General features: G+C 63.0%; 24 protein-coding genes. 16 read left to right on the forward strand and 8 right to left on the reverse strand.

The genetic code is table 11. From position 1 onward, the window contains the following. From G3N97_RS21915 to G3N97_RS21925, 3 genes are all read right to left on the reverse strand, one after another. On the reverse strand, window positions 1-576 hold a 576-nt coding region (locus tag G3N97_RS21915; RefSeq protein ID WP_241030747.1), incomplete at its 3' end, for a C45 family peptidase. A 218-nt stretch (window positions 577-794) separates the two neighbouring features. Further along, window positions 795-1655: a MurR/RpiR family transcriptional regulator gene (locus G3N97_RS21920; RefSeq protein ID WP_205995089.1), complete on the reverse strand. Its 861-nt coding sequence runs from the start codon at window positions 1653-1655 to the stop codon at window positions 795-797. A 101-nt stretch (window positions 1656-1756) separates the two neighbouring features. Next, window positions 1757-2677 (reverse strand): LysR family transcriptional regulator, encoded by a 921-nt coding sequence (locus tag G3N97_RS21925; RefSeq protein WP_205995090.1) that lies wholly within the window; start codon window positions 2675-2677, stop codon window positions 1757-1759. A 348-nt stretch (window positions 2678-3025) separates the two neighbouring features. On the opposite strand from G3N97_RS21925, the gene G3N97_RS21930 reads away from it, so the two are divergent. From G3N97_RS21930 to G3N97_RS21985, 12 genes are all read left to right on the forward strand, one after another. Then, the gene (locus tag G3N97_RS21930; protein ID WP_205995091.1) at window positions 3026-3403 is read left to right on the forward strand and encodes a DUF485 domain-containing protein; all 378 of its coding nucleotides are present in this window, start codon (window positions 3026-3028) and stop codon (window positions 3401-3403) included. Between the two features lies 1 nt (window position 3404). After that, window positions 3405-5261: a cation acetate symporter gene (locus G3N97_RS21935; RefSeq protein WP_205995092.1), complete on the forward strand. Its 1857-nt coding sequence runs from the start codon at window positions 3405-3407 to the stop codon at window positions 5259-5261. Window positions 5262-5280: 19 nt separating this feature from the next. Next, on the forward strand, window positions 5281-6318 hold the full coding sequence (locus G3N97_RS21940) for a carbon-nitrogen hydrolase family protein (protein ID WP_205995093.1): 1038 nt from the start codon (window positions 5281-5283) through the stop codon (window positions 6316-6318). A gap of 504 nt (window positions 6319-6822) precedes the next feature. Next, a complete protein-coding gene (locus tag G3N97_RS21945) occupies window positions 6823-7812 on the forward strand; it encodes a beta-propeller fold lactonase family protein (RefSeq protein WP_205995094.1) in 990 nt (329 codons plus the stop codon). Window positions 7813-7832: 20 nt separating this feature from the next. Then, window positions 7833-8849, forward strand: a complete 1017-nt coding sequence (locus G3N97_RS21950) for a sterol desaturase family protein (protein WP_205995095.1) — start codon at window positions 7833-7835, stop codon at window positions 8847-8849. Between the two features lie 65 nt (window positions 8850-8914). Then, on the forward strand, window positions 8915-10123 hold the full coding sequence (locus G3N97_RS21955; RefSeq protein WP_205995096.1) for a D-alanyl-D-alanine carboxypeptidase family protein: 1209 nt from the start codon (window positions 8915-8917) through the stop codon (window positions 10121-10123). A gap of 43 nt (window positions 10124-10166) precedes the next feature. Beyond that, window positions 10167-11450, forward strand: coding sequence for an N-acetylmuramoyl-L-alanine amidase (locus G3N97_RS21960; RefSeq protein ID WP_205995097.1), 1284 nt, complete (start codon window positions 10167-10169; stop codon window positions 11448-11450). 99 nt (window positions 11451-11549) lie between these two features. Further along, window positions 11550-12239, forward strand: a complete 690-nt coding sequence (locus G3N97_RS21965) for a response regulator transcription factor (RefSeq protein ID WP_205995098.1) — start codon at window positions 11550-11552, stop codon at window positions 12237-12239. Further along, the gene (locus G3N97_RS21970; RefSeq protein ID WP_205995099.1) at window positions 12229-13575 is read left to right on the forward strand and encodes a HAMP domain-containing sensor histidine kinase; all 1347 of its coding nucleotides are present in this window, start codon (window positions 12229-12231) and stop codon (window positions 13573-13575) included. Before G3N97_RS21965 ends, G3N97_RS21970 begins: the two co-directional genes overlap by 11 nt. A 231-nt stretch (window positions 13576-13806) precedes the next feature. Next, a complete protein-coding gene (locus G3N97_RS21975) occupies window positions 13807-14400 on the forward strand; it encodes a cytochrome c (protein WP_205995100.1) in 594 nt (197 codons plus the stop codon). A 91-nt stretch (window positions 14401-14491) separates the two neighbouring features. Next, on the forward strand, window positions 14492-14767 hold the full coding sequence (locus G3N97_RS21980) for a DUF4148 domain-containing protein (RefSeq protein WP_205995101.1): 276 nt from the start codon (window positions 14492-14494) through the stop codon (window positions 14765-14767). A gap of 260 nt (window positions 14768-15027) precedes the next feature. Then, window positions 15028-15789: a YoaK family protein gene (locus G3N97_RS21985; RefSeq protein ID WP_065060694.1), complete on the forward strand. Its 762-nt coding sequence runs from the start codon at window positions 15028-15030 to the stop codon at window positions 15787-15789. Between the two features lie 44 nt (window positions 15790-15833). Here the strand turns inward: G3N97_RS21985 and G3N97_RS21990 are convergent, their stop codons facing one another. Next, window positions 15834-16976 (reverse strand): NAD(P)/FAD-dependent oxidoreductase, encoded by a 1143-nt coding sequence (locus G3N97_RS21990; RefSeq protein ID WP_205995102.1) that lies wholly within the window; start codon window positions 16974-16976, stop codon window positions 15834-15836. A gap of 100 nt (window positions 16977-17076) precedes the next feature. On the opposite strand from G3N97_RS21990, the gene G3N97_RS21995 reads away from it, so the two are divergent. Next, window positions 17077-17754 (forward strand): TetR family transcriptional regulator, encoded by a 678-nt coding sequence (locus G3N97_RS21995; RefSeq protein WP_205995103.1) that lies wholly within the window; start codon window positions 17077-17079, stop codon window positions 17752-17754. A gap of 51 nt (window positions 17755-17805) precedes the next feature. Here the strand turns inward: G3N97_RS21995 and G3N97_RS22000 are convergent, their stop codons facing one another. The 3 genes from G3N97_RS22000 to G3N97_RS22010 all read right to left on the reverse strand — a co-directional run bounded on the left by G3N97_RS22000 (window position 17806) and on the right by G3N97_RS22010 (window position 20522). After that, window positions 17806-18693, reverse strand: a complete 888-nt coding sequence (locus tag G3N97_RS22000; protein WP_205995104.1) for a LysR substrate-binding domain-containing protein — start codon at window positions 18691-18693, stop codon at window positions 17806-17808. Window positions 18694-18757: 64 nt separating this feature from the next. Beyond that, window positions 18758-19867: a nitronate monooxygenase gene (locus G3N97_RS22005; protein ID WP_205995105.1), complete on the reverse strand. Its 1110-nt coding sequence runs from the start codon at window positions 19865-19867 to the stop codon at window positions 18758-18760. Between the two features lie 163 nt (window positions 19868-20030). Beyond that, a complete protein-coding gene (locus tag G3N97_RS22010; protein ID WP_205995106.1) occupies window positions 20031-20522 on the reverse strand; it encodes an Lrp/AsnC family transcriptional regulator in 492 nt (163 codons plus the stop codon). A gap of 173 nt (window positions 20523-20695) precedes the next feature. On the opposite strand from G3N97_RS22010, the gene G3N97_RS22015 reads away from it, so the two are divergent. Together G3N97_RS22015 and G3N97_RS22020 are read left to right on the forward strand one after the other, a co-directional pair. After that, complete coding sequence (locus tag G3N97_RS22015; protein ID WP_205995107.1) at window positions 20696-21910, forward strand: diaminopropionate ammonia-lyase; 1215 nt, start codon at window positions 20696-20698, stop codon at window positions 21908-21910. A 34-nt stretch (window positions 21911-21944) separates the two neighbouring features. Beyond that, window positions 21945-23108, forward strand: a complete 1164-nt coding sequence (locus tag G3N97_RS22020) for a M20 aminoacylase family protein (RefSeq protein ID WP_205995108.1) — start codon at window positions 21945-21947, stop codon at window positions 23106-23108. A 38-nt stretch (window positions 23109-23146) separates the two neighbouring features. On the opposite strand, the gene G3N97_RS22025 is transcribed toward G3N97_RS22020, so the two are convergent. Next, entirely contained in the window at window positions 23147-24025 is an 879-nt protein-coding gene (locus G3N97_RS22025; protein WP_205995109.1) for a LysR family transcriptional regulator, read from the reverse strand. A 133-nt stretch (window positions 24026-24158) separates the two neighbouring features. Between G3N97_RS22025 and G3N97_RS22030 the strand changes: the two genes are divergently transcribed. Next, on the forward strand, window positions 24159-24509 hold a 351-nt coding region (locus G3N97_RS22030; protein WP_205995110.1), incomplete at its 3' end, for an MFS transporter.

Below are 24509 nucleotides of genomic sequence, written 5' to 3' on the forward strand. Positions count from 1 at the left end.
GTCGAGCGAGGCGGCGTCGAGCACGGCGCGCGCGAGGATCATGCGCGGCACGCCCGCGCGCGGCTCGCGGATGCGCACGTTGTTGATCGCCTGCGCCACCCCGGCGCGCGACGCCGCGAACGTGTGGCCCGGCAACGACCCCGGGTAATAGAAGCTGACGAAGCCGGGCTGACCCGCCGGCTCGACCTCGACCATATGGCAGCGGCCGCGCAGAAACGGGTCGCCGTCTTCGTTGTGCGCGATCAGTCCGGCCTCGGGCGTGGCCGTCGCCAGCGTCGTGCAGCCATCCGGCGCGTTATGGATCAGCTCGCCGCGGCAATTCCAGAGGAACAGGTCGTGCGCCGGCCAGCCGAGCGCCGCCGCCATCGCGTCCAGTTCGGCCAGCTGCGCCGGGAAATGACGCTCCGCCGCCGCGCGCAGCGCCTGCACGAACGCGTGACCGCGCCAGCGGCTCACCGCCTGCCACGCAGCGCTTTGCGCCATATAGGTGTCGAAGACGGGCTTCGCGAGTTCGCCGAGCTGCCGCCCGATCGCCTCGGGCGTGCCGCCCATCCGGAAAGACTTCAGTTCCTGCATCGATTGTTCCGCCTGTCAGTCTGGGCCGCGCCTGAAACGGCCGATGCTGGATTTATACGCCACACAACATATGTTGTCAAATGAAAAGACATTTGCAACAAATGGAATCGCGAGGCGCGTAAAAAAGCCGCCTGGAAGGCGGCGTGGCGGAACCGGCGTACTGTCCAGACACTTCAAAACACTTCAGGACACTCCAGTACATTACGGATCAGTACGCTTCACGGAACATAAGCGCCGCGCGCGTTGAGCGAACGCTCGGCTTCCTCGAGCTGCGCCACCGCGCCCGCCCCTTCCAGCGAGAGCAGATGCGCGACGAGCGATTCAGCCAGCGCCGTCGCCGCCACGAGGGACGGAAAGAACGACGGGCTCTCGTGCGTGAAGATCAGCACCTTGTCGGCGTTGAGCGCGATCGGCGACACGGCGCTGTCGGTAATGGCGATCAGCTTGCTGCCCTTTTCGAGCGCCGCTTCGGCCACGCGCACCGCTTCGACCGAATACGGCGCAAAGCTGACAACGATCGTTGCGCTGTCGTGCTCGATGCCGAGCAACTGCATTTCGAGCGTCCCGGCCTCGCCGCCCAGCAAGGAAACGGACGGACGGAACAAACGGTAGCCATAGACGAGCCCGAACGCGACCGCGTAGCACGAGCGAAAACCCGCGACGTGCACGTGCTTCGCCTTCTTGAGCACGCGCGCGGCCTCGACGAGCGTGCGCGTGTTGTGGACGGCGCTGGCATCGAGGTTGTGCTGTTGCGCGGCGAGCAGATCGCGCGCGAGCGCGTCCTTCGCGCTGCCGGCGACGAGCGAACGCGCGCGGCTCGACAGCGGCTCGGGACGCGTGCGCACGCGCGCGACGAACAGATCGCGCAGCTCGTTCCAGCCCGGAAAGCCCAGTTGCTGCGAAAGTCGCACGAGCGACGCGGGCTGCACGCTGGCGCGCTCGGCCACCTTGCGCATCGACGACACGGCGACTTCATCGGGATGATCGAGCAGAAACGCCGCGCCCGTCTGGAACTGCGGGCTCAGGTCGGAAAAACGCGCGCGAATCAGCGCGGCAAGCTGGTCGAAGCTGTCTGGCATGCGAATGGCGGCGTAAGACCGGCAGTGGGCGACAACAAATGTTACCACTGGTGTTGCGGGATGTTGTGAACGGAGCGGACAGACCCGCGCGCCCCGCCAGTTCACTCCCGAATATATTGAGCGCTGCGCGGCAACGGATAGTCTCTCGCAATCGTTTCCTGAAGAAATTGCGTCACCGATTTAATACGCGGGAGATATTGCAGTTCGCGATGCACGGTCATCCAGATCGTGCGTTTCACCTTGATTCGCCCGGTGAGCAACGGCACCAGACCGAAGCGTTCGGCTTTCGCAAACGACGGCAGCATGACGATGCCCGCCGCCGACATCGCGGCAAACAATTGCGCAATCATGCTCGACGACTGGAACGACAAACTCGGATTGCTTACTACTTCATCGAGCCAGCGCACCGTATCGAGTTGAATCAGGTCGCTCACATACGACGCGAATTCGTGACGACTCAAATCAGCCACATCGACCGGCGTGCCATGCGCTTCGAGATACGCCGGCGCCGCATAGAGATGCAGGGGAAATTCGCCAATGGGCACGACATCGAGCGCCTTGCCATCGGGCGGAAAGAAACTCAGGAAGATATCCGCTTCGCGCTGATTGACGTGCATCTGATGCGTGGTCGTCACCAGTTCGACCGAGATCTTGGGATGAGTTTTCTTCAGCCGCCCGAATTCACCGGCGAGATAAAGCGAAGCGATCCCCTCCATCGTGCCGACGCGCACCGAACCCGACGGTTCCTGATGCGAGCCGCCCAACGCGTCGGAGAGCGCCACGGCATCCGCTTCCATCGCCTCCACGTACTGGACAATCTCGCGTCCCTTCGCCGTGATATGCAGCCCCTGATAGTCGCGCTCGAATACCGGCGAATTGATCGTCTCTTCGAGCCGGGCGATATGGCGGCTAATGGTCGAATGATCCACCTTGAGCCGGCGTGCCGCGCCACCAAGCGTGCCGCTGCGGGCCACTTCGAGAAATATGCGCAGGTCGTTCCAGTTCGGATTAATGACAGACATCGGGACTCCTGACGCGCGAATGCAAGGGCAATCTCCACGTAATTGCGGCGCGTCTATCGTGCCTGTCGTACACGTCGCGCCGAAGTGGAACTCTCGCAGATTCTATTCTTCCATTGCATTTTTGCAATGCCGCATAACCCCCATTGATCCGTTGATTTAATGGGGTACACACGAATATTGGCGCGAATAAACACGCCATTTCGATGCATCGCACCAAATCAGGGCAATCATGCCTGCATTTCGATCCGTCATGCATTGCAAAAATGCAAGACCCACTGCGATCTCTCCAGTTTTCCAAATGATTACGGCTGAACACAATTGGACCCGTACCGATTGGGAGACCACCCTATGCACGCTGATATCAATCCGGCGACCACCGCGATCTACGACACGATCGAATTCAGGCGCCTCGCCAACGGCAGAAAGCGCATGCGGATCGCGCTCATGACGGTTTCAATGGCGTTCTTCTTTTCGCAGCCATTGCTGTTCAGTGCCTTTCCGGCGCTCTTCAAGATGCATTTGACGGACTCGATCAACGTCGGCCTTGCGTGGCAAGTCGCGCAATACGCCGTTGGCGGGCTGGTCGCTGTTCTGTACGCCGTGTGTCAGGCAAGGTTCGATCGCCTCGCCGCAGCGTTATGTGCAAACGAAGCGCATGCCGCCATCCCTGCCGATGCGAATGCGAATGCGGATACCGATGCCGTGCCCACTCTGCGGAGCGCCTGAAATGAAATTGCGTACGCTACTCCCGCTTGCGGCGCTGCTCGCCGCGCCCGCCGCCTTCGCCGATACGCCGACCCTCGTGCACGGCGCCAGCAAAGCCATGACGTTTGCGGTATTCACCGCCTTATTCGTCCTGACGCTCGCCATCACGTTTCTTGCCGCGCGCAAGAACGCCTCGGCGAAAGACTTTTATACCGCCGGCGGCGGCATGCATCCGGGCCTCAATGGTCTGGCAATTGCGGGCGATTATCTGTCCGCCGCGGCTTTTCTCGGTGTCTCCGGACTGATCGCCTTGTACGGACTCGACGGCGTGAGCTATCTCGTCGGCTTTTTCGTGTCGTTCATTCCCGTGCTCATTCTGATTGCGGAACCCTGCCGCAATCTCGGGCGATACACCATTGGCGACGTGCTCGCGTTTCGCAATCGCTTTCGTCCGACCAAAATCGCCGTTGCACTGTCCAGCATTCTCGTCGCGCTCTTTTATATGGTTCCGCAAATCGTCGGCGGTGCGGTAATCGTGCGCGCCATGATCGGCATTCCGTATGAAATCTCGGTGATTGCGGTGGGTGTGCTCATGCTCGCTTACGTGATGTTCGGCGGCATGCGGGCCACGACAAGTGTGCAGGTCCTCAAGGCGACGCTGCTGATCGGCTTCTGCCTCGTGCTGGTCGTGCTGTCGTGGGCGCCGTACGGTTTCAACGTCGATGCGTTCTTTCACAGCGTAATCAGCAACGACGCCATTCGCGAGCACGTGCTGAATACTTTGCTGAAAGGCACCTCGTCGCTCAGCGTCGCGGACGCGGGACGTCAATTCATCGAACCGGGTCTGTACCTGAAAAGCCCGCTCGAACAACTCTCGCTCGGGCTCGCACTCGTACTCGGCACGGCGGCGATGCCGCATATCCTGATGCGCTTCTTCACCGTGCGCGATGCGAAATCCGCGCGCTCGTCCGCGCTCATCGCCATGCTCGCGATCGGCGCGTGTCACCTGTTGATCGTGGTGATCGGCTTTTCCGCCGCGCTCAATGTCGGGCCGAAAGCGATTATCGCGCTGGACAAAGGCGGTAATCTCGCGGCGCCGGTGCTCGCGCAATATCTGGGCGGCGGCGCGAACAGTCTGCTCGGCAACTTCATGCTCGCATTCGTCGCGGCGGTGTCATTCGCCACGATCGTCGCCGTGGTGGCCGGGCTGACGCTGGCCGCGGCTTCATCGCTCGCGCACGACGTCTATGTCGGCGCGCTGAAGAACGGCCACGCCACCGAGAAAGAGCAAGTTACGGCGGCACGCGTTGCCACGCTCCTGATGGCCGTCATTTCGGTAGTGGCCGGCATCGCCGCCAAAGGGCAGAACGTCGCGCACCTCGTTGGCCTCGGCTACGCCGTCGCGGCGTCCGCCAACCTGCCCGCACTGGCCGGCACGCTCTACTGGCGGCGCTGCAACACGGCGGGCGTCGTGGCCGGCGTGGTGGGCGGCACGATCCTCTCGATCGGCCTCGTGCTCGTATCGCCGAACATGACGTATCCGCTAATCGAAAAAGAAGCCGCCGTTGCCACCGCAAAAAAACTAGGCACGCAATTGCTGCAAGCGGCACCAGGCCAGGCGCGCGACGAACTCGAACAGAAACTCGCTCAAGCGCGCGCGACGATCACGCGTATTCCGGACAACGCGACGAGCATCGTCGGCCTGAAAAAACCGCTCATTCAACTTCGCAATCCCGGGATTATTTCGATCCCCGTGGGTTTCCTGCTCGTTATGATTTTTTCGCTGCTCACGCGTAGCCAGCTTTCCGAATCGCGCTGGAAAGAACTCGCCGTGCGCCGCGAAACCGGATTGGGCGCCGCGCAAGCGAGCGCACATTGAATTCACTGCTGAGGTAGTTATGACATTGCCAGTAATCAAGGTCGCTGCGGCGCACGCGGCATCGGTCTATATGAACGCGTCCGCCACGGTGGCGAAGGCCATTTCGATTATCGAAGAAGCCAGCCGCCATGGCGCGGAACTGATTTCATTTCCCGAATCGTTCATTCCCGGATTTCCGGTTTGGGCAGCGCTCTGGGCGCCGATTTACAACCACGACTGGTTCAAGCGCATGGCCGCCAACAGCATCAAGGTCGACGGCCCCGAAATGGCGCAGATCCAGGCGGCCGCGCGACGCTGCGGCGTATTCGTCTCGATGGGCTTCAGCGAATCGACCGATGTCAGCCTTGGCTGCATGTGGAATTCGATCGTGCTGATCGGCGATGACGGCCAGATTCTGAATCATCATCGCAAACTGGTGCCGACGTTTTACGAAAAGATGGTGTGGGCCTCGGGCGACGGCCACGGTCTGAAAGTCAGTTCGACGCGCGTCGGCAAAATCGGCGCACTGATTTGCGGCGAGAACACCAACCCGCTCGCGCGCTATGCACTCGCCGCACAAGGCGAACAGATTCATATTTCCGCGTGGCCCGCGATCTGGCCTACCCGTCTGCCCGGCTCAGGCCAGAACTTCGATAACGTCGCGGCCAATCGCATTCGCGCGGGCGGTCATTCTTTTGAAGCCAAGGCTTTTGGCATTCTGAATGCGGGTTTCATGGATGCCGGCATGATCGACGCGCTGACCGCAAGCAACGATCCCATGGCGCGGCAGGTACTGGACAATACGCCACGCGCGGCCACGCAGTTTCTTGACCCCACGGGCGCGGTAATTGGCGATACGCTGCAGAACGAAGAAGGCATCGCGTACGCGACGTTCGATCTCGATCTCTGTGTCGAGCCGAAGCAGTTTCATGACATCGTCGGCTATTACAACCGGTTCGATGTGTTCGATCTGTCGATCGATCGTCGTCGTCTGAGTCCGGCGACGTTTCGCGACCCGGCGATCACGGAACGACTTAACGATAAAAACATCGAGCGCGTGGTTCAGGAAGAAGCCTGATGATTCGCCACGCGGCGGCGGAAGATTTAAGCTCTCCCGCCGCGTGACCGTTGATGCTTTCAGCGAGCAATCGCACAACAGATTCAACACGCGCGCATAACGCCCGCTACGGCGGATCGCCTTTCAGCACGCCGTCACTCTCCTTTCCGAAGCGGGTTTCTCCTGCTTCCTGATGCGCTCGCATCCGGCCCACGCCGAAATCAAACACCACGATTACACCTTGATTCTCGCGTCGAATTGCTTCGTCGAAGCATCGCGTGCCGGCAGGCTACACGGCCGCGCATCAAGAAAACGTTAATACGTCGTGATTTTTCCAACAAAACCCGCTTTCCCGTCGAATGAGATGGGAAGGCCTACTATTTATTCGCGTCGTTCATTCACTCATGAAAACGAGTAATTGGAATACACCGGTTTTTCCCGATACATTCCCGCTCGACTGATCGCTACACCGCTTCGCCCCTGCCGCTACGCCCGCGCCTTTCAACCGTCATCCAGTTTATTTCGATGCGCTTTCGCCGTTTCACTCATTTCACCCTGTTGATTGCGCTCGCCAGTTGTCTGCCGCGCGCGATGGCCGAAAACGTGGTCGTGCTCGATTCCGGCGAGGCGAAGATCGATCTGATCGATGAAGCCTCTCGCCATGTCGTGGCCACCATGCCTGCGGGAAAAGAACCGCACCACCTGATGATCACGCCGGACGGAAAAACACTGATCGTCGCGAATTCCATTTCCGACAATTTCATGTTTCTCGACCCGCACACGGGCGCCGTGCGCGGCTGGCTTCAGGACATGGAAGACCCCTATCAACTGGGGTTTTCTCCGGACGGTAAATGGTTCGTCACCAACGGGCTTCGCCTCGATCGCGTCGATATCTATCGCTACGACGGCAAGGACTTCTCACTCGCCCGACACGTGCCGATTCGCAAGATGCCCAGCCACATGACGTTTTCGCTCGACAACAAGACGGTGTTCGTTTCGTTGCAGGAATCCGGCGAGGTCGCGGCCATCGATCTGCCTACGCAGACGATCCTCTGGCGCCTGCATGTCGGCGACGATCCCGCGGGTTTGTGGATGGTGCCGGGCAATCGCTACCTGCTCGTCGGCATGACGGGCGAAGACGATGTGACGGTCGTCGATACGCAAACGCATGCCGTGGTGAAGAAGATTCATACGGGGCGCGGCGCACACAATTTCCGTTCGCTCGACGACGGCACGCATGTGGCCGTCACGAACCGCGTCGACAGCACCATCAGCATTCTCGATTACAAGACGCTGACCAATACGGGCGATATCACTGGACTGATGCCCGGGCCCGACGACATGGAACTGCAAGCCGACCGCCGCCATCTGTGGGTGACGTTCCGCTTCTCGCGCCATGTGGGCGTGATCGATCTCGCGACGCGCAAGCTCGTTTCCACGATTGAAGTGGGCCGCTCGCCGCACGGCATTTTCATGGGCGACCGGGCGCCGGTCTATGCGCCCAATCCCGATTGATTGCCTGCCAGGAAACAGCGATGGTCCACGAAATAGGCCTTGAATTCGAGCGCTTCGTCGGTTTGCTTCAGACCGATGCGTATATCTACATCGTCCAGCCGCTGCTTTTCCATCTGCATCTGATGGACTACGACGAAGACGCGTACGACGCGCTTTACTGGGCCGTGGTCGGCGTGCTCGAAATCGCCGCGACCTACGCGATTCTGCGGCCCCTCGAAGCGTGGCGTCCAATCGAGAAATGGACGCAGCGTCGCGCGTTGTGGCCCGACGTCTGCTACACCTGGATCGCGAAACTGGGCATGATCAACGCGCTCTTTTTCGTCTGTCTTCAGCCCGCATTGAATCATCTGGAAACGTGGATGACCGTGCGAAATATCTGGACGATGAATCTCGACGAAATCGCGCCCGGCCTGACCGATCAGCCGCTCGTTTCATTCGTCATTTATCTCGTGGTGCTCGATTTTCTCGGCTACTGGTATCACCGCTGGCAGCATCGATTCGGAATCTGGTGGGAACTGCATGCGGTTCATCACAGCCAGCGCCAGATGTCGCTCTGGAATGACGACCGCAATCATTTCGTCGACGACATCGTGCAAACCGCCTTTTTCACTGTGGTCGGTCTGTTTATTGGTGTTCAGCCTGGGCAATTCGTCGTGCTGGTCGCGGTCGGCAATACCTTGCAGGCCATTCAGCATGTGAATGCGCGTCTTCCTTATGGCTGGCTGCTCGAACGCGTGATCGTGAGTCCCGCGTTTCATCGGCGTCATCACGCGATGGAATATGGGCATACCGGCGTGGCCTACGGCTGCAATTTCGGCGTGCTGTTTCCGTGGTGGGACATGATGTTTCGCACGGCGTCATGGGAAACCGCAGTCGAGCCGACCGGCATTACGGACCAACTGGATCGGCCTGGACAACGTGGCCGCGATTACGGCAGCGGAGTCTGGGCGCAGCAATGGCTGGCGCTCGTTCGCATCAAGGCGCGCGTCACGGCCGCGTTGTCGGGCGCGGCACGCTCGCGCTATGAGCGCGGCTAATACCGCCAACTCGAACGCCAGCCTGCCCGCTTCATTCACTATTCCATTCACACAGATCACCGATCATGCGCCGCACGCCTCGCCGCCTCTCATTGTTTTCTTTTCCGCGCCGTACCGCGTGCGCCGCGCTGATTGCCGCATCGACCTGGTTGACGAGCGCCGCTGCGTCGGCGCAAGTTGCGCCGCCCGCGTTGCAGGCGCGCGCCTGGGTTCTCATGGACGTCAGCTCGAATCAGATTCTCGCGTCCGCGAATGCCGATGCTCGCGCAGAACCTGCGTCGCTGACCAAACTGATGACCGCGTATCTCGTGTTTCAGGCTTTGCACGCGAAGCGCATCACAATGGATCAAACGGTGCTGCCGGGCGAAGCGGTACGCAGCGTCGGCAACGACGAATCGCGCATGTTTATCGAAGCCAACAAACCGGTGAGCGTGCACGATCTCTTGTACGGATTGATCGTGCAATCGGGCAACGACGCCGCCATTGCCCTCGCTGAACTCGTCGGCGGCAGTCAGGCGCAATTCGTGCAGATGATGAATGGCGCGGCCGCACATCTCGGCATGACGCACACGCATTTCGCCGATGTCAACGGTATGCCCGATCCGCAGCACTATACGAGCGCGGGCGATCTCGCCACGCTAACCGCGCACATCATTAGCGACTTCCCCGAGTATTACCCGATATTTTCCGTCAAGACGTTCACCTACGACCGGATTCAACAACCGAACCGCAACCGCCTGCTCTGGCTCGACCCGAGCGTGGACGGCCTGAAAACCGGCCATACGCAGGCCGCCGGATATTGTTTGATCGCCAGCGCAAATCGTCCGGTCGATGGCGCACCGGGCAGCTCGCGACGCGTCATCAGCGTCATCATGGGTGAGCCGACCGAGCCCGGCCGCGTGGCGGACAGTCTCAAGCTGCTGAACTTCGCTTATCACGCGTTCGATACGGTGCCGTTCTTCCGCGCCGGTCAGGCCATTTCACTTTCGCGCGTCTATAAAGGCACGCGGCTCAATGTCGATCTGGCGCCCGCGCAGAATGTCGTGGCCACCATTCCTGCCGGAACGCGCGGTCAAGTCACATCGAGCATCAAGGTGAATGCGCCGCTCATCGCGCCGTTGAACGCGGGCGAAACCGTCGGCACGGTGACGCTGTTCGATCACGGCAAAGTGCTCACGCAAGTACCGCTCGAAACGCTTTGGGCCGTGCCGCAGGCCGGTTTGCTCGACCGTGCGTGGGATTCGCTTCAATTGCTGTTCGCCAGCAAGGTCTAACTTCGGCACTACGCGCCATTCTTCATTCACGCAGAGAACCGACATGCGATCGAACAAGCAATCCGCAACGATACCGCGCCCGAGCCCGCGCAATCGCCATCCTTATGCGCGACGCCGTCTGCTGAAACTCGGCGCTTCGCTGGTTCTGGTCGGCATCGATCCCGGCCTCGCGCTCGCGAATACGCGGCCCATGATACGCGGCGTGCGCGTGTGGCCCGCCAGCGATTACACGCGCGTCACGATCGAATCCACGCAGCCTTTGCAGGTGCAGGAGCGCCAGCTTGGCGCGCCCAATCGGCTTGTGGTCGACCTGAAAGGCCTCACGCTCGATCAGGCGTTGCGCGCGCTGATTTCGAACGTGCATCCGTCCGATCCGTATATTCGCGCCGTGCGCGTGGGGCAATTCACGCCCGACGTCGTGCGCATCGTGCTCGACCTCAAAGGCGCGGTCACGCCGAAAGTGTTTTCGACTGCGCCCGCGGGCCACTACGCGTATCGGCTCATGCTCGATCTTTACCCGACCAACGCCACGCCACAGGACGCGATCGATACGCTCGCCGCACAAACCGCACAAACCACACAACCCGCGCCACCGTCGCCGCCCACACACGGCGCACAACGCAAATTGATCGTAGCCATCGACCCAGGTCACGGCGGCGAGGACCCCGGCGCAATCGGCGGCAGCGGCACTTACGAGAAACACGTGGTGCTCGATATCGCGCGGCGTCTGCGTGCGAAAATCGCCGCGTCGCCGGACATGGACGCCATGATGACGCGCGACGACGACTTCTTCGTGCCGCTCGGCACCCGCGTCGCGAAAGCCCGGCACGCGCGCGCTGACCTGTTCGTCTCCATTCACGCCGATGCTTTCACCACGCCATCCGCGTCGGGCTCGTCGGTCTTCGCGCTTTCAGAACACGGCGCATCGAGCGCGGCGGCGCGCTGGCTCGCGCAAAGCGAAAACGCTTCGGACGCCATCGGCGGACTCGATATCAAAAGCGCCGATCACGCGCTCGCGCCCGTCCTGTTCGATATGTCGACGACACAGCAAATCAACGACTCGCTCAAATATGGCGCGCTCGTTCGCGAGTCGCTCGGCAAGATCAATCATCTTCACGGCGACGGTCTGGAACAGGCCGGATTCGCGGTATTGAAAGCGCCCGATATTCCCTCGATTCTGGTGGAGACCGCGTTTATCAGCAACCCGGACGAAGAACGCAAACTCCAGATTCCGGCTTACCGCCAGCAAATGGCCGATGCGATTTACGACGGCATCCGCAAATATTTCGCAAGTCATCCGCCGCTCAAGCGCAGTGTCACCGTTTGAATCTCGCCGCCACGTCTCGCATCGACGTTCAGGACAGCTAGTTTCGCGGTGCGCTGGTAAAATGCCTGTGATTTCAGCTAATTTTTTTGTGCGTCGACCATGCGAATTCTCGCGATTGAAGATGACCCCGATATTCTCGGCAATATCGCCAGCTATTTCGGTGCCCGAAACACGATGGTCGATTGCGCGCTCGACGGCGTGCAAGGCTATGCGCTCGCCACGCGCAACGAATACGACGTCATCATTCTCGATCTCGCGCTGCCGAGGCTCGACGGCTACGAGTTGTGCCGCCGCCTGCGCGAAGACGCGCAATGCGAAACGCCGCTCATCATGGTCACGGCGCGCGACACGCTCGACGAACGGCTCGCGGGTTTTCATGCCGGCACCGACGACTATCTCGTGAAGCCGTTCGCGCTCGCCGAACTCGGCGCGCGCGTCAAGGCGCTTTCGCAACGTCCGCGCAAACGGTCTGTCGCGCGCTCGCTGCAGGTCGCTGACCTCGTGCTCGATCTCGACACGCGCGAACTCGCGCGCGCGGGCCGCACCCTGCGTCTGCCGCCGGCACCCATGACCTTGCTGAAAATTCTCATGCAGGAAAGTCCTTCGGTGGTGGCGCGCGCGCGTCTCGAAGAAGCGTTGTGGCTCGACTCGCCACCCGACAGCGACAGCCTGCGCACGCACATTCATCAGTTGCGGCAGGTGATCGACAAGCCGTTCGAGCAAGCGCTGCTGCAGACGGTGCACGGCGTGGGTTATCAACTACGCGCGGCGCAAGACGATGCGCACTGACACGCCGCCAGACGCGAGCGCAACACGTTCGCAGACTCGTCCGGAAGCGCATCCGCGCCGCACGCTCGCACGCGATTTCCTGCTCGCCTATTTGCTGCTCGCGCTGCTCGTCGGCGCACTGCTCTCGCTCGTTTCGATGTGGACCGTCAACCGCCTCGAAACGCATTTGCAGCAGATCGACATGGGCATGGCGCTCGACCGCGTGCGCGACGAATATCTGGCGGGCAAGAGCGTCGGCCGCGTGAACCGCTTCTTTCACGGCGAGCCGGGCAGCGATACGTTTCCCACCTGGCTGCGCGACGTCGAGCCCGGCTTCTCGCGCCTCGAACACGGCGACCGCGACTGGCACGTGATGGCCGACGATCGCGACGGCGTGCGCTACATGCTGCTGCGCGATTACACGGCTTTCGAGGAACGCCGCGTGCATTCGCACTGGCTCACCGTGCTCAGCGTGGGCGCGAGTCTGCTCGTGGCGTTTCTGCTGGGCGGCGCCGTCACGCGCCGCTTCGTTCGTCCGCTGATCCGGCTCGCGGAACAGGTCGTCAAGCGTCCTGCCCTGCCGCCGCAAACGCGTCTCGCGCACGCGTATCCGGAGAACGAAATCGGCCGGCTCGCCGCCGCTTTCGACGCCACCTACAACGAACTCGAAGCCGCGCTGCAACGCGAAAAACTCTTTACCGCCGATGTGAGCCACGAATTGCGCACGCCGCTCACGGTCATTTCGAGTTCGTGCGAACTGCTGCTCGACGACCCCGCGCTCACCGCCACGCAGCGCGCGAAACTCGAACGCGCGCACGCGGCCTCGCGCGACATTCATCAGCAACTCGCCGCCTATCTGATGCTGTCGCGCGGTTCGGCCACGGCCACGGGCTTCGCGCAGAGCGACGTCGCCAGCGTGGTGCGCGAGGAAATCGCACACTGGTCGCTACGCGCCACGCAACTCGGCCTGCGTATGGAAGGCGAATTCGGCGCGGTTGATGCATTACCTGGGATGACGAATCTTTTTCCGGCGGCGCTTCAGCGTATCGTGCTGTCGAATCTGATCCGCAACGCGCTCCAGCACGCAGCCAGCGGCACGCGCATTCTCGTGCGCGCCGACGCCGCCAGTTTCGAAGTCGCCGACGACGGCCCCGGCATCGCGGCCGGCGTGAAGCCCCATGTTTTCACGCCCTTCGTGCGCGGCGGCGAAGCGGGCGTGGACAATCTCGGTCTCGGGCTCTCGCTCGTCCAGCGCATCTGCGAGCATCAAGGCTGGCGCATCACGCTCGATTCCGCGCCCGGCGCGGGCACGCGCTTTCGGATCGAACTCACGGCAAGCAAGGCCGCGATCGACTGAAAATGCCTTGAATCAGGGGCTTTTCGCATCGACCAAGTATCTGCGAAAACTGCCTTCGCCCGAATCATAACGATGGCGACATCAAGAAAACGTTAAGACGTCGATACGCGCGCACCGGGACACCACACCATGCGCGCGACTCATGAAGTCAGCGAAATTATTCAACGTTGACACACGCGTGCAACGGTAGGATGCGGTGTTTTCCGCTACTGCCATTGCATACGCACGTTCATGAGCACAGGTCTGAGTTCACGCCGCGCCTTCGCCACGCGCACGATTTTCACCGCCCTCCTTTTGCTCGTGCTGCTCGGCGTGGGCGCATCGGTTTGGGCGTTTTCCGGTTACGTCTGCGTCGCGGCGACCGACAAGGACAATGCGCTCGTCGCGTGGTTTTTGCACACGACCTACCAGCGCTCGCTCGACCGGCAGTCCGCCGAGGTGACTGTGCCGGACGATCTCGTCAACGACATCAACGTGCGCGCGGGCGCGCATCTCTACGCGCAGCATTGCGTCTACTGCCACGGCGCACCTGGCGTGCGTCTCGATCCGATCGGCGCGGGCATTTCGCCGCGCGCGCCGGATCTGCTCGCCGCGAAACGCCACAACGGGCCGCAATCGACGTTCTGGGTCATGCGCCACGGCGTCAAGATGACCGCGATGCCCGCCTTCGGCAAATCGCTCGACGACTCGCAGCTCTGGCAACTCGCGGCATTCCTGCGCGCCAGACGCGGCATCGACGCCGACGGCTACCGCGCGCTCACCGCCCCGATGGCGGACGCGAGCGGCGATCCTTCCACCGGCCGGAAGAGTCCCTTGGCGGATTAGTGGTTAACCCTGGGAGATAAGACCTCTAGACTTTTGCTCATGGATTGCGGCGAGTTGCCGCAGCCAATCACGAAACAGATCGGAGGTCGTCATGAAGTCGCTTGTCCAGGTTGCTGCTGTTGCCCTTGCTCTCACGTTGCCGGTTGCCTCGTTCGCTCAGTCGAACGGCGGCCTGACCCGCGCGCAGGTTCGCGCCGAACTCGTGCAGCTCGAACAGTCGGGCTATCGTCCCGGCGACGGCGACAACGCCCACTATCCGGAAGCGATCCAGGCGGCCGAAGCCAAGGTCGCCGCGCAGAACAGCGCGGTGGGCGGCGCGGCGGCAGGCTCGTCGGCGGCAGGCGGCCGCGCGCAAGCCGGCCAGTAAGGCCAGGCGAGCGCCGATAAACGCCAATAAGCGCCGATGAACGCCAATGCGCGCATCGGCCTCACAGGCGCGGCGCGCTTGCGGCTGGCGCATGACCGGCTAGCCGCGCCGAGCGCGCAAAGCGGGCGTGCGCGCGGCACACGACGCACGCCCAGCGCGGGATCGCGGCAATCCGCCGCACCGCTATCGTGCGGCGGACCTCGATCGCGTCAAGCCGACAGGTCTTACACTGGTTACCGTCGCCCGCCGAGGAACCGCCCGTGCCTATCCAGTATCTGCGCAGCTTCACGTCCGTGGAACGCACCGAGAAAGCCAATCTCCGGCTCGGCCGCGCGCTCGCCTGCATCGCGGGCGCGGCCAACGCCGGCGGCTTCCTGGCGGTCGGGCAGTACACCTCGCACATGTCCGGCATCGTCTCGTCGGTGGCCGACAACCTCGCACTCGGCGACATCGGCCTCGCGCTCGCCGCGCTCAGCGCGATCTTCGCCTTCGCGGGCGGCGCGGCCACCTCTGCAGTCCTGATCAACTGGGGACGCCGCCGCGCCGTGCACAGCGTCTATGCCTTGCCGATGATGCTCGAAGCCCTGCTGCTGACGGGCTTCGCCGTGCTCGGCGCGAATATGGAACATCATCGCGTGCTGTTCGTGCCCGCCACCGTCGCGCTGCTTTGCTACGTGATGGGCCTGCAAAACGCGATGATCACGAAGATCTCGCACGCCGAAATCCGCACGACGCATATGACCGGCATCGTGACCGATCTCGGCATCGAGCTCGGCAAGGGGCTGTACTGGAACTGGGGCGTGCCGGCGGGCGCGGCGCAACACGTGCGCGCGGACATGCTTCGCGTACGCGTGCTGGCCTCGCTGCTCGGCATGTTCCTGATCGGCGGGCTGGGCGGCGCGCTGGCGTTCCGGCATCTGGGTTTTTCGTCCGCAGCCTTGCTCGCGGCCGCGCTGCTCACGCTCGCCTGCGTGCCGCTCGCCGACGATCTGCGCCGCTGGTCGCCGCGCGATCCGGCCTGATTCATCCGGATTCGGCTTGACGACGTCAGGCGCGGCGCGTTGCGCTACGCCGTCGCGAGACCCGCCGCCCCGCCGCTGAGGAATTCGACGATGCTCGCGGGCGCGCGCTCGTCGAGACACAGCGCGAGCGTGGTGCAGGAATCCAGCGCCGCCGCGTGGCTGCGCGCAAACATCTTCGTTTCGTAGGCGGCGAACGCGGCCTCGGCATCGCCGGGATGCGCGGCGATGGCCGCGCCAAGCTCCGCGCCGTCGAGCATGGCGAGATTCGCGCCCTCGCCGGCGGGCGGCGCGAGATGCGCGGCGTCGCCGAGCAGCGTCACGCCGCGCACGCGCGCCCAGCGATGATCGACCGGCAGCATGAAAAGCGGACGCGGAACCGGTGCGCCCTCGCCATCGGTGATCAACGCCATGAGCGCGGGCGACCAGCCCGCGAATTCCGCCGCAATGGCGGCGGTCGCGCGGGCCGCGTCGTTGAAGTCGATCGCGTCGAACCACGCGAGCGGCCGGTTCAGCGCGATATACGCGTGCAGCACGCCGCCGGGCTCGCGATGCGCGAAGATCCCTTTGCCGGGCGCGGGCGCGAACAGGCCGCCGCTGCCGACCGCCTCGGCGGCAGCGGCGTGGCGCGTATCGGCGTCGCGCAAATTCGTTTCGATGAAGGTCGTGCCGACGTACTCGGGCACCGCCGCCGACAGCAGCGGCCTGACCTTCGACCACGCGCCATCGGCGCCCACCAGCAACTGGCTGACCACGCTCGAACCATCGGTGAACGTCAGCCGGTGCTCGCCATCGCCGAGCGGCGCGACCTCGCTGAGCTTCTTGCCCCAGCGCACCGTTTCCGGCGGCAGCGACGCCAGCAGCATGGCGCGCAACTCGCCGCGCAACACTTCGGGCCGCCCGCCCGTGCCGTCGTCGGGTTCATCGAGCAGCAGCGTGCCCTGCGCATCCCGCACGCGCGTGGCCTCGCCGCCCACGTGAACGATCGCCCGAAACGCGTCGCTCAGACCGGCCGCCGCCAGCGCGGCCTGACCGTCCTGCTCGTGAATGTCGAGCATGCCGCCTTGCGTGCGCGCTTGCGCCGACGGCTCCGCCTCGTAAATAGTCGCGGGAATGCCGTGCAGATGCAGGACCCGCGCGAGCACCAGCCCACCGAGTCCCGCGCCGACGATCGTCACCGGTGTCGTCATCGCGTTTCCTTTCAATCGGTCATATACGGAACATTCATGGAACGACGTTCCAGAGGAAAAATAGTTTGGAACGAAGTTCCATTGATGTCAAGCTACGGGGATGACCACGGAAATCCGGACACGGCGGCGCGCCGACGCGCTTACCAAACAGCGGATCGTCGAAGCGGCGATCGTGATCCTCGACCAGGACGGCGAGGACGCGCTGACCTTTCGCGCCCTTGCGGCGCATCTCGCGACCGGCAGCGGCGCGATCTACTGGCACGTCGCCGACAAGCAGACCTTGCTCGCCCAGGCCACCGACCAGATCGTTGCCGCCGCGCTACATGAAGCGGCAACGCGGCCGCAACCGCAGGACGCGATTCGCGCGCTGGCGCTCGGCGTTTTCGATGCGATCGACGCTCACCCGTGGGTCGGCGCTCAGCTCGCGCGCGATCCGTGGCAGTACGCGGTCTTGCGGATACTCGAAGGCGTCGGCGTGCAGGTGCAGGCAATGGGCGTGCCCGAGCCCGCGCAATTCAACGCGGCGACGGCCATCCTGAGCTTCATTCTCGGACTCGCAGGGCAGTACGCAACGCGTCCGCAAGCGACGCTCGAAGGCATGGATCGGGTGGCGGTGCTGGAGAACGTCGCCGAGAAATGGGCGCAGCTCGATGCGGCGCGACACCCGTTCGTGCGTCAGGTGGCGGCCATGCTGTCGGGTCACGACGACCGCGAGCAGTTTCTCGCCGGCATCGACTTCATTCTGGCCGGCATCGTACAGAACACGATCGTGTCCTGATCGGCGCGATTGGTTATTAATCAGCTATCCGAATCAAATGGAGCGTGCCCCTCAGGGCGCGGGCAACAGCCGGCTCAGTTCATCCAGCGCTGTGCTCTGATAAGCCGGACGCGACACCATCCAGGTCCGGATCTCGGTCAGCGGAATGGACTGCACGGTGCTCGCAACCGCGAGCGTGGCGAGCACCGATTTCGGGAACACCGCCACGGCCGTTCCGGCGGACACCGCCGCAAAAATTGCGTGATAGGAGTGGTATTCGATGATCTCGGGACGAGATCCCACGTCCGCGTGTTGCGCGTGTTGCGACTCCAGCCATTGCTCGCCGAGCCGGCGATAGGTGCAGCCCTTCGGAAACGCCGCGAGCGGATAATGCGCCGCGCTCCCGGATGCAGCGCCCGCGCGGCCCGGCACCAGCAGCAGCAACTCCTCGCGAAACACCGGCACCGCCGCGAGACTGGCATCGTCGTCCGTGTTGAATTCGAGGGCGGCGCGCTCGTCGGTTTCAGCCACGAAGGCGCAATCGAGCCGGCTGGCCTTCACGTCGTCGATCAAGGCACGCGTGGTGCCCGTCGAGATTTCCAGCTGCACCTCGGGCCACAGACTCTGATACGCGCCCAGCAGCCCCGGCAGCCGCGCCGCCGCCGTACTTTCCATCGCGCCGATTCTCAGCTTGCCGAAGGGAACGTCCGACTGCATCGCCTGGCGCGCCTCTTCCGCAAGCGTGAGCATGCGATGCGCGTAGCCAAGCAGACGCTGCCCGTTCCCGGTCAGCGTCATGCGCTTGCCTTCGCGCGAAAAGAGCTGCACGCCCAGTTCTTCTTCGAGCTGCTTGACACGCGTGGTGACGTTCGATTGCACGCGCTGCAGCAACTGCGCCGCGCGCGTGACGCTCTGTTCCTTCGCGACCAGGCTGAAAATCTCCAGATCGAGCAGTTCCATACGACGATTCCCGAATAACGAATATATCAATCCCAACCATCTCTATTCGAGATTTTACCGCCGTTCAAGCGAGAGTCGAAACGGCCGAATTGAGTCGCGTCACGGCGTCGCGCATTTCCGCTTCGAGCGCACGCACGAGTTCGGCGGCCGGCAGCGCGCGGGACAAAGACGCAGCCTGGCCGGCCCATTGCGCGCCATAACCGAACTCGCCCTTTGCCTTGGCCGCCGCATTCAATGCCTTGCCTGCGTCGTAGGTGATGGGATAGGCGGGCACGGTTTTCGGGCTCCCTTCCTCGTGCACGATCTGCGTGAATTTATTCACGATCGAACGCGCCGCGCGGCCGGAAATGGCCTCGGTGAAGGTGGTGTGTTCGGCGGCAGCGCCGAGCAACGCTTTGCGATAACCGTCGTCGACCGACGTTTCCGGACACGAAACGAACGCCGTTCCCAGCTGCGCCGCCGATGCGCCGAGCGCCAGCGCCGCCACGATGCCCGCGCCGTCCATGATGCCGCCCGACGCAATCACCGGCAGACTGCATTTCGCGGCCACGAGCCGCGTGAGCGCGAACGTGCCGAGATAATCGTCTTGCGGCGTGGCATCGAAAATACCGCGATGGCCGCCCGCTTCGATCCCTTGCACGACGATCGCATCGACACCGGCCGCCTCGACCTGGCGCGCTTCATCCAGATTGGTCGCGCTCGCGAGCAGGCGAATGCCCGCCTGTTTGTAAGCGGCAATCAGCGCGGCATCGGGCAAACCGAAATGAAAGCTCACGACCGGCGGACGCGCTTCGAGCAGCATCGACTGCATCGCTTCGTCGGCGATGAAACTGGTGTAGATCTCGCGCAACTGCGCCGGCGGCTCGGCGTCGTACAGCGCGAAGTGGCGCTGTAGCCATTTGAGCCAGGTTTGCTCGACTTCGCGATTCGCCACCGCGGGCGCGTGGCAAAAGAGATTCACGTTGAACGGTTTCTGGGTCAGCGCGCGCGTGGCGTCGATGGCCTTGCGCGCCTCGACGGCATTCATTGCGCCGAGCCCGAGCGAGCCGAGCCCGCCGGCATTCGACACCGCCGCAGCCAGCGCGGGCGTCGCCACGCCCGCCATCGGCGCCTGAATGATGGGCTTCTCGATGCCCAGGATTTCCAGAAGAGTGCCCGAAGATTTCACGTTCATGGTGACCTCATTTCGTTCGCTGAACAGCGAGGAGTGATGCGCCTTTCGACACGGCATCATCTTACATGGAAATCATGCATTCTATATCTATCTTTTTTTGAGATTAATCGCGCAGGCGTGCAGGCCGTCACGTTCCAGTGTCGGATTGCCAGGCTGCCGGCGCTCAAGCGCGCAAGCCCACCGGTACGTTGAGCGTGGTCTTCACGCGTTCCATCGCCACGAAGGTTCGGAAACTCTTCACATTCCCTTCCGCGAAAAACAGCGAGCGCGTCAGTGCGGTGTATTCCGCCATGTCCCGCGCGCAGAAGATCAGAATGAAATCGACGTCGCCCGTCACGTAATAACACTGCTGGACCTGCTCGCACGCTTCGAAGCGCGCCTTCATCGCGTCGAGTAATTCGACGGCCTCATTTTCGGCCGATACATGCGTGATCACCGTCACGTGCGAACCGAGCGCGCCCGGATTCAACACGCTGCAATCGCTTTCGATCACACCGCTCTTGCGCAGGCGCTGCAGACGCCGCGCGACGGACGGCACCGAAAGATTGATCTGCTGACCGATTTCCCGATGCGGAACCTGATTGTCCCGCTGGACGATGTCGAGAATCTTGAGGTCGAAATCATCGAGTTCGATGCCGCGGTCTGTCGTGGCCATGAGAAAAATTCTCGTATTGAGGTGCAAGGAAGAAGCCGGATTTATACGCGTGAATCGCTTTCAAGCGTGAGAATTTATTGCATTTCCCACTCGAATTACGATTACAAATAACGCCAGCATCGCAATATTATTTCACGCATCGAATCGACGCCATGTCTTACGGAGTGAGTTAAATGCTGATCGCCAATCCGCGCGCCACCTACGCCCCTTACCCTTCCTCGCTGCAGACCATCCTGAACGTGCGCGCAGCCGATGAAAGCGGAGCGTGGCTCTCCAGTTGGGGCCAGCTTTCGCGCTCCGCCACGCCTTTGTGGGATCTGCCCGATGCGGCCGCGGCGCTGGGCATCGCGCGCCTGAGCGTGAAAGACGAGGGCCTGCGCTCGCCGCTCGGCAGTTTCAAGGCGCTCGGCGCGCCGATCGCGCTCACGCGGCTGATCCTGCGTCTCTGGCACGCGCACAATCTGAATCCGCAAGGTCTGCTACGCGGCGATTACGCCAGCCTGCTCGCGTCGCTCACGGTCATCAGCGCGACGGACGGCAACCACGGCAAAGCGCTGGCCGCCGCCGCGCGCGATATCGGTTGCCAATGCGTGATCGTGCTTCACGCCAACGTCAGCCGCGAGCGCGAGGACGCCATCGCGCACTACGGCGCACGCATCGTCCGCATCGAAGGCGACTACGACGCGTCCGTCGAACATGCCGCGAAACTCGCGGCGGACAATCAATGGCATGTCGTCTCGGACACCTCGTACGAAGGCTACGAAACGATTCCACGCGACGTCATGCAGGGCTACGGCGTGATTGCCGCCGAGACGCTTGCGCAACTCGACAGCCCGGTCACGCACGTGTTTTTGCAGGGCGGCGTCGGCGGCCTCGCGGCGGGCGTCGCGAGTTATCTCTGGGAGCGCTTCGGCGCGCAGCGCCCGCAATTCATCGTCGTCGAACCGCAGCAGGCCGATTGTCTGTATCAAAGCGCGATTGCGGGTCGCGCGACTCGTGCAACGGGCAGCGTCGATTCAGTGATGGCCGGTCTGGCTTGCGGCGAAGCCTCGCCTCTCGCGTGGAAAATTCTCGACGGCTGCATCGACCACTTCATGACGATCAGCGACGACGACGCCGTGGCCGCCATGCGCGCACTCGCCGCCGGATCGGAACACGATGCGCCACTGGTCGTGGGCGAGTCGGGCGCGGCGGGGTTCGCTGGCCTGAGCGCACTAGTACGGAATCCTGATCTTTCGTTGCAAGTCGGCTTGGGATCGGCATCGCACGTGCTCGTCATCAACACGGAAGGCGCGACGGCGCCCGGCGTCTATGAAGAGCTGGTCGGCGAGTCGGCGATCAGCGTCGGCTCGCGCCAGGCGGAGTGGATGAACGCGATCGAACACTGACATCGGCAAAACAGGTCACGAGACAGGTCACGAAATGGAAACCTCGCTGCAAGAAAAGCTGCAAGGCTGGCGCCGCCAGTTGCACCGGAATCCCGAAACCGGATTCGAAGAAGTGCAAACGTCCGACTACGTCGCGAACATTCTCAAGACGCTTGGCATGGACGTGCACCGGAACATCGGCGGAACCGGACTCGTCGCCAATCTGAAAGTCGGCAACGGTACGCGTGCGATCGGCCTGCGCGCCGAGATGGACGCGCTCAATATCGCCGAGCAGGCGCCCGGCCGATCCTATGCGTCGTGCAACGCGGGGAAGATGCACGCGTGCGGCCACGACGGGCATATGGCGATGATCCTCGGCGCAGCACAACTGCTCGCAGAACGTCGCGATTTCGACGGCACGGTGCGCTTCATTTTCCAACCCGCCGAAGAACACGGACGCGGCGCCAAGGCCATGATGGCCGACGGTTTGTTCGAACGCTTTCCCGTCGACGCGATCTTCGGCGTGCACAATATGCCCGGCCTGCCCGCCGGCAGTATCTCGACGCGCTCCGGCGGCGTCATGGCCAGCGAAGATAATTTCGTTATCCATATTAAATCGCGCGGCACGCATGCGGCGCGACCGCATATGGGCGTCGATCCTGTTGTGATTGCCGCGCAGATCGTGCTCGCGCTGCAGACCATCGTTTCGCGCAATCTGGACCCGAGCCAAAGCGCCGTTATTTCGTGCACGGAAATCATCACGGATGGTCTGCGCAACGTGATTCCCTCGAATGTCGTCATCAAGGGCGATACGCGCAGTTATTCGCCCGAGGTGCAGCATCTGCTGGCGACCCGCATGCGCGAAGTGAGCGAAGGCATTTGCCGTACGCACGGCGCCGAATGTGCGTTCGAGTACACGCACGAATTCGTGCCGACCGTGAATACGCCGGCATTCGTCGACGTGGCTGCGGCGGCGGCGAGCAAGGTCGTTGGCGCGGACATGGTCGACGCGAACGTTCAGCCGATGATGATTTCGGAAGACTTCGGCGCGTTTTTGCAGGTCGTGCCGGGCAATTTCGCGTTCATCGGCAACGGCATCGACGCGGACGAAGGCGGCACGCCGCTGCACAATGCCGGCTACGATTTCAACGACCGCATCCTGACGACAGGCGCGCGGTATTTTGCGGAGATTGTGCGGATGCAGTTGGCGGTAGGGTGAGCGGGCGTGTGGGGCGTGGCGCCGCTCCAGCCCCCGCCTCACTTCGCCTTCGGCACCAACCTCAAAAACGCCCGCACCGCCGGCGCGCGCTCATGCTTCCTGCACACGAGCGCCAGTTCCGACGTAATCGGCTTACCCGCAATCCGTCGATACACGATGCCCGGCAAGCTCACACAGCCCGCCAGCGCGTCAGGAATCACCGCCACCCAGCCGTTCACCGACACGCACGCGAGCACCGCCAGCAAGCCGCCCGGCCGCGCCGCGACGCGCGGCACGAAGCGCCCGCGACGCGCGAGTTCGAGCGTGCCGAATTCCTGCTCCGGCACCGCGAAACTGGCCTCCGCGAGATCGGCCGGACGCAGCGTCTCCAGCGCCGCATAGGGCGAATCCGCCGGCACCGCCGCCACGAACGCGTCGCGCTGCAAGGTGAACACGCGCACGGTGTCGGGCAGCGTGAGCGGCGGCCGCACGTAAGCGACGTCGAGCAGACCCGTCTCCAGACGCCGCGCCACGTCTTCCATCGGGATCTCGGTCACGCTCACTTCCACGCGCGGCCAGGCGGCGCGAAACTCGCCGATCGAGCGTTGCAGCGCGCCCGAATACACCGCCGACGACACATAACCCGCCACGATCCGCCCCACTTCGCCGCGCGCCGCCAGCGCCGCGAGTTCCTGTCCGCGTTGCAGATGTTCGAGCGCCGCCGCCGCTTCGGGCAGATACGCCTCGCCCGCCGCGGTCAGCGACACCGCCGTGCGCGAACGATGAAACAGCCGCGCGCCCAGATGACGCTCGGCTTCCTGAACGTGGCGCGTGAGCGCGGGCGGCGCCATGTCCAGCTCTTCGGCCGCGCGCGCGAAATGCAGATGCCGCGCCACACTGAGAAAGGCCCGCACGTGGCGCAGTTCGAGACGACTCATGATTACCGGTTTCGTGAAGCAAATTGCTATTTTATGGCAATGACTGATAACCGTCGATGATGCGACGATGCGTGCTCTTTCTTCACGTCTTTTTCTTCACGTTTTTTCCTGCGCGCCAGCATCGCTCATCGCCATGTCCGATTCGTCCGTCTCCAGCGCCACGCTCGACCCCGTCGCGCCAATCGATCCGCACCCGGATTCGTTTTCCAGCCGCCATCCAAACGTTACGCTCGCCGTCGCGTCCGCGACCTGCGCGTTGATCGTGCTCGACACCAACGTCGTCGCCGTATCGTTACCCTCGATCGCGCACGCTTTTCACGCGAGTTTCGCCGACATCGAATGGGTCGTCAGCGCCTATATGACCGCGTTCGCCGCCTGCCTGCTGCCCGCCGGCGCGATCGCCGACCGCTTCGGCCGCCGTCGCGTGCTGCAATGCGGTCTCGCGCTGTTCGCGCTCGCCTCGCTCGGCTGCGGCGCGGCGCCC

It is taken from the genome of Paraburkholderia sp. Ac-20347, assembly GCF_017104805.1.
Lineage (GTDB): Bacteria > Pseudomonadota > Gammaproteobacteria > Burkholderiales > Burkholderiaceae > Paraburkholderia > Paraburkholderia tropica.

Excerpts from the sequence above, each read along its gene's own strand:
- G3N97_RS22010 (WP_205995106.1), bottom strand. The coding sequence starts at position 20,522 with ATGGCCACGACAGACCGCGGCATCGAACTCGATGATTTCGACCTCAAG.
- G3N97_RS21980 (WP_205995101.1), top strand. The coding sequence starts at position 14,492 with ATGAAGTCGCTTGTCCAGGTTGCTGCTGTTGCCCTTGCTCTCACGTTG.
- G3N97_RS21975 (WP_205995100.1), top strand. The coding sequence starts at position 13,807 with ATGAGCACAGGTCTGAGTTCACGCCGCGCCTTCGCCACGCGCACGATT.
- G3N97_RS21940 (WP_205995093.1), top strand. The coding sequence starts at position 5,281 with ATGACATTGCCAGTAATCAAGGTCGCTGCGGCGCACGCGGCATCGGTC.
- G3N97_RS22000 (WP_205995104.1), bottom strand. The coding sequence starts at position 18,693 with ATGGAACTGCTCGATCTGGAGATTTTCAGCCTGGTCGCGAAGGAACAG.
- G3N97_RS21955 (WP_205995096.1), top strand. The coding sequence starts at position 8,915 with ATGCGCCGCACGCCTCGCCGCCTCTCATTGTTTTCTTTTCCGCGCCGT.
- G3N97_RS21990 (WP_205995102.1), bottom strand. The coding sequence starts at position 16,976 with ATGACGACACCGGTGACGATCGTCGGCGCGGGACTCGGTGGGCTGGTG.
- G3N97_RS21995 (WP_205995103.1), top strand. The coding sequence starts at position 17,077 with ATGACCACGGAAATCCGGACACGGCGGCGCGCCGACGCGCTTACCAAA.
- G3N97_RS22025 (WP_205995109.1), bottom strand. The coding sequence starts at position 24,025 with ATGAGTCGTCTCGAACTGCGCCACGTGCGGGCCTTTCTCAGTGTGGCG.
- G3N97_RS21960 (WP_205995097.1), top strand. The coding sequence starts at position 10,167 with ATGCGATCGAACAAGCAATCCGCAACGATACCGCGCCCGAGCCCGCGC.
- G3N97_RS21970 (WP_205995099.1), top strand. The coding sequence starts at position 12,229 with ATGCGCACTGACACGCCGCCAGACGCGAGCGCAACACGTTCGCAGACT.
- G3N97_RS22020 (WP_205995108.1), top strand. The coding sequence starts at position 21,945 with ATGGAAACCTCGCTGCAAGAAAAGCTGCAAGGCTGGCGCCGCCAGTTG.
- G3N97_RS21965 (WP_205995098.1), top strand. The coding sequence starts at position 11,550 with ATGCGAATTCTCGCGATTGAAGATGACCCCGATATTCTCGGCAATATC.
- G3N97_RS21930 (WP_205995091.1), top strand. The coding sequence starts at position 3,026 with ATGCACGCTGATATCAATCCGGCGACCACCGCGATCTACGACACGATC.
- G3N97_RS21920 (WP_205995089.1), bottom strand. The coding sequence starts at position 1,655 with ATGCCAGACAGCTTCGACCAGCTTGCCGCGCTGATTCGCGCGCGTTTT.
- G3N97_RS21935 (WP_205995092.1), top strand. The coding sequence starts at position 3,405 with ATGAAATTGCGTACGCTACTCCCGCTTGCGGCGCTGCTCGCCGCGCCC.
- G3N97_RS22005 (WP_205995105.1), bottom strand. The coding sequence starts at position 19,867 with ATGAACGTGAAATCTTCGGGCACTCTTCTGGAAATCCTGGGCATCGAG.
- G3N97_RS21925 (WP_205995090.1), bottom strand. The coding sequence starts at position 2,677 with ATGTCTGTCATTAATCCGAACTGGAACGACCTGCGCATATTTCTCGAA.
- G3N97_RS21945 (WP_205995094.1), top strand. The coding sequence starts at position 6,823 with ATGCGCTTTCGCCGTTTCACTCATTTCACCCTGTTGATTGCGCTCGCC.
- G3N97_RS22015 (WP_205995107.1), top strand. The coding sequence starts at position 20,696 with ATGCTGATCGCCAATCCGCGCGCCACCTACGCCCCTTACCCTTCCTCG.
- G3N97_RS21950 (WP_205995095.1), top strand. The coding sequence starts at position 7,833 with ATGGTCCACGAAATAGGCCTTGAATTCGAGCGCTTCGTCGGTTTGCTT.